A 3,557-nucleotide genomic window follows, 5' to 3' on the forward strand; every position below is an offset into this window, starting at 1 on the left:
GCGAGGCCCCGCAGGGCCCTCCGCGGCATGACATGGCTGCGCTGGCTCAGCCCCGTCGTGCTGATCCTGATCTGGCAGATCGCCGGCGCCACGGGCCTCCTGCCGGAGCGGATCCTTCCCGCCCCGCAGCTGATCGCCTCCTCGGCGCTGGAGCTCATCGCCTCCGGCGAACTCGCGGACGCGCTGGCGGTCTCGGGCGTCCGCGTGGCCCAGGGGTTCGTCCTGGGGGCCGTGGCCGGACTGGTCCTCGGGGTGATCGTCGGGACCTCGCGGGTCGCGGACGCCCTCGTGGACCCCCCGCTGCAGATGCTGCGCGCGCTTCCCCACCTCGGGCTGATCCCGCTGTTCATCCTGTGGTTCGGCATCGGCGAGACCCCCAAGGTGCTCCTCATCGCACTCGGGGTGGTGTTTCCCATCTACCTCAACACCGCGTCGGGATTGCGGCAGGTGGATCCCAGGCTGCAGGACATGGCGACGGTCTTCGGATTCAGCCGGCGCCAGCGACTGACGGAGGTGATCCTGCCGTCGATCGCTCCCCAGGTCCTGGTGGGCGTGCGCCAGTCGCTCGCGATCGCCTGGCTGACCCTCATCGTGGCCGAGCAGCTCAACGCGACCAACGGCATCGGTTACCTCATCATGAACGCCCGTGACTACTTCCGCATCGACGTGATCATCGTGGGCCTGGTCGTGTACGCGCTGCTGGGGATCCTCACCGACGCGATCGTGCGCGTCGCCGAGGCCCGCGCACTGCGCCACTACCGATGACCACCGCCCAGCGCACATGACCACCGTCCAGCGATCAGGAGCCCCAGGAATGCCCACCACCCTCGCCCCCGCGGGCGCGCTCCGCGGTGTCACCCGCAGCTTCGGCGACACCACCGTTCTCCGGAACCTCGACCTGACCATCCCTCGAGGCGACATCGTCGCCCTGCTCGGCCGGAGTGGCAGCGGGAAGTCGACCGCGCTGCGCATACTGGCCGGACTCGACCGGGATCTCGAGTCGGGCGACGTCCACATCGACGGCCCGCCGGCTGTCGTGTTCCAGGATTCCCGTCTGCTGCCCTGGCGGACCGTGGCCGAGAACGTCCGGCACGGTCTCAACAGGGTCGAGGTCGGCCGCGGGGAGAAGTCGGACCGGGTCACCGAGATCCTCGCCGAGGTGGGCCTGGAGGGCCGAGAGGGTGCCTACCCCGGAGAACTCTCCGGCGGCCAGGCGCAGCGGACCTCGCTCGCCCGGGCGCTCGTCGCGGAGCCTGCGCTGCTGCTGCTCGACGAGCCCTTCGGCGCGCTCGACGCCCTCACCCGGCGGACCATGCACCGACTCCTGCTGAGGCTGTGGACCCACCACGGCTTCGGGGTCCTGCTGGTGACGCACGACGTCGACGAGGCGGTGTCTCTGGCCGACCGGGTGCACGTCCTGGACGACGGCGTCATCGGCCACACCGAGACCATCGACCTGCCCCGCGGTGGGGGCGAGACGGGCCGCCACCGCCGCTCTCTCCTCGACGCGTTGGGCGTCGACCACACAGACGAGGACCACTCGATATGACCACCACGCTCTCCCCGATCCACCGACGCCCCGCGATCCCTGCCGTTCTGCTGGCGCTGGCGCTGGCGTTGATCGTGCTGCTCGTCGGCGCCGGGTGCGCCACCCGCGACTCCGAGGCCGCGGCCCCGGTGCCCGACCGGGTCGATCTCGCGGACCTGTCCGGCCTCGTCCTGCGCGTGGGGGACCAGAAGGGTGGCACGCAGGCCCTGCTCACCGCGGCGGGAGAGCTCGATGATCTCCCGTACGAGATCGAGTTCTCCACGTTCACCTCCGGCCCGCCCCAGGTGGAGGCGCTCAACGCGGGGCAGATCGATCTGGCCGTGACGGGTAACACCCCGCCGGTCTTCGGGGCGGCCGCGGGGGCGCGGGCGTCGATCGTCTCGGCCTACGCCAACGGGGGTGAGGGGGACCGGATCCTCGTCCCCGGTGACTCTCCCGTGCGGTCCGTGGCGGACCTCGCGGGCCGGAAGGTCCTGGTGGCCAAGGGCACGTCGGCGCACGGGCATCTCCTGCTGCAGCTCCGCGGTGCCGGGGTCTCGCCGGAGTCCGTCGAGATGGTCTTTCTCCAGCCGGCCGAGGCGGGTTCCGCCTTCGCGCGCGGTGACGCCGACGCGTGGGCCATCTGGGATCCGTACACGGCCATCACGCAGACCACGACCGATGCTCGGACCATCGCGACGGCGGCGGAGGCGTCCAACGGCTTCTGGTTCGGGCTCGCCTCCCACGACGCCCTCGCCGACGCGCGACGTCAGACCGCGATCGCCGACCTCCTGGTCCGACTCGCCGAGGCGGGGACCTGGACGGCACAGAACCCAGCGCAGTGGGCCGCGTTCTACGGGGAGGCCGTGGGACTGACCCCGGAGGCCGCCGAACTCTCGCAGAGTCGCAGTACCCGCAGACCGGTGGCGCTCGCGGACACGGTGGAACGCGAACAGCAGCTCGCAGACGTGTTCACCGAGGACGGACAGATCGACCCCGTGGACATCGAGGCCCTGGTCGACGACAGGTACGCGGATGTGCTCGGGCCGGTGGTCGGGCCCGTGCCCGGGAGGTAGCGACCCGGTCGGGTGACCGGTCGGCCGGTGCGGTCGGACCGTCTGGTCGGGTCAGGAGGAGACCGTGGACCAGAGGGTGGTGATCGCACTCCACCCGACCATGCCCACAGTGGAGTAGAGCAGTGCCCACAACGCACAGCCGACCACCACCGCCGGCAGGTACCGGGTCAGCGGCATGCGGGTGAACCCGGCGGAGAAATTGATCGCCGTCTGCACACCCACGGTGAGGAACGACAGCGGTACCGCGACCACGCCGTAGCGTGCGGACAGTTTCTGCGCGCGTTGCATGTGCCGGCCCTCCAGGTGGCGGGCGACCCTGTCGCTCAGCCTGCCGCCGCTCAGCGCGCCGCGGCCCAGCCAGTAGGTGGCGTTGGCGCGCAGCATCACGATGACGAAGAGCAGGCCGAAGGCGATCGGATACGGCTGTTCCGAGATCCGGTCCACGTGAGATGACGGGGTGCGCCGGCGGAGGTGCCGGGCGTCAGGCGGACGGTGCGACGTCCAGCACGACGTCGAACTCGAGAAGGGTGGCCCCCTCGGCGACGGGCTTGCCGTGCTGGCCGGCGTGGGCGGTCCGGGCGTCACCGTCACGCCAGGCGGCGAAGGACGCCTCGTCCTCCCAGGTGGTCACCACGAAGTAGCGGTCCTCGCCGGCGGTGGGGCGCAGCAGTTGGAAACCGAGGAAGCCGGGGGAGTTCTCCACGGTGTGGGCGCGCTCGGCGAAGCGACGCTCCAGTTCGGGTCCGGCCTGACTCGGTACGGACAGGGCATTGATCTTGACGACGGCCATGTAGGTGAGCCTACGCTTCGTCGCGGCGATCCCGGTCGGTCAGCCCGGCAGGGAATAGATATCGCCGGCCCTCACCATCAACCCGTCGGCCACGAGCGAGTCGAGAGCCCGTTCGCGCTGGGCCGGATCGGGCCACACCGCGTCGAGCCGGTCCCGTCCCGCC

5 protein-coding genes are annotated in these 3,557 nt (G+C 71.0%); 3 read left to right on the forward strand and 2 right to left on the reverse strand.

The features are described from left to right. The 3 genes from G6019_RS03215 to G6019_RS03225 form a co-directional block, all read left to right on the forward strand. The coding region (locus G6019_RS03215) for an ABC transporter permease (protein ID WP_241725854.1) at window positions 1-765 on the forward strand (765 nt) is incomplete at its 5' end. 16 nt (window positions 766-781) lie between these two features. Further along, window positions 782-1,549 (forward strand): ABC transporter ATP-binding protein, encoded by a 768-nt coding sequence (locus G6019_RS03220; RefSeq protein ID WP_375539742.1) that lies wholly within the window; start codon window positions 782-784, stop codon window positions 1,547-1,549. Continuing rightward, window positions 1,546-2,604, forward strand: coding sequence for an ABC transporter substrate-binding protein (locus G6019_RS03225; RefSeq protein WP_182613401.1), 1,059 nt, complete (start codon window positions 1,546-1,548; stop codon window positions 2,602-2,604). Before G6019_RS03220 ends, G6019_RS03225 begins: the two co-directional genes overlap by 4 nt. Window positions 2,605-2,655: 51 nt before the next feature. Here the strand turns inward: G6019_RS03225 and G6019_RS03230 are convergent, their stop codons facing one another. Beyond that, on the reverse strand, window positions 2,656-3,048 hold the full coding sequence (locus tag G6019_RS03230) for a DedA family protein (protein WP_182613402.1): 393 nt from the start codon (window positions 3,046-3,048) through the stop codon (window positions 2,656-2,658). 37 nt (window positions 3,049-3,085) lie between these two features. Then, a complete protein-coding gene (locus tag G6019_RS03235) occupies window positions 3,086-3,394 on the reverse strand; it encodes an antibiotic biosynthesis monooxygenase family protein (protein ID WP_017835976.1) in 309 nt (102 codons plus the stop codon). Between the last annotated feature and the right edge of the window lie 163 nt (window positions 3,395-3,557).

Origin of the sequence: Dietzia sp. DQ12-76 (assembly GCF_014145045.1) — a bacterium.
Lineage (GTDB): Bacteria > Actinomycetota > Actinomycetes > Mycobacteriales > Mycobacteriaceae > Dietzia.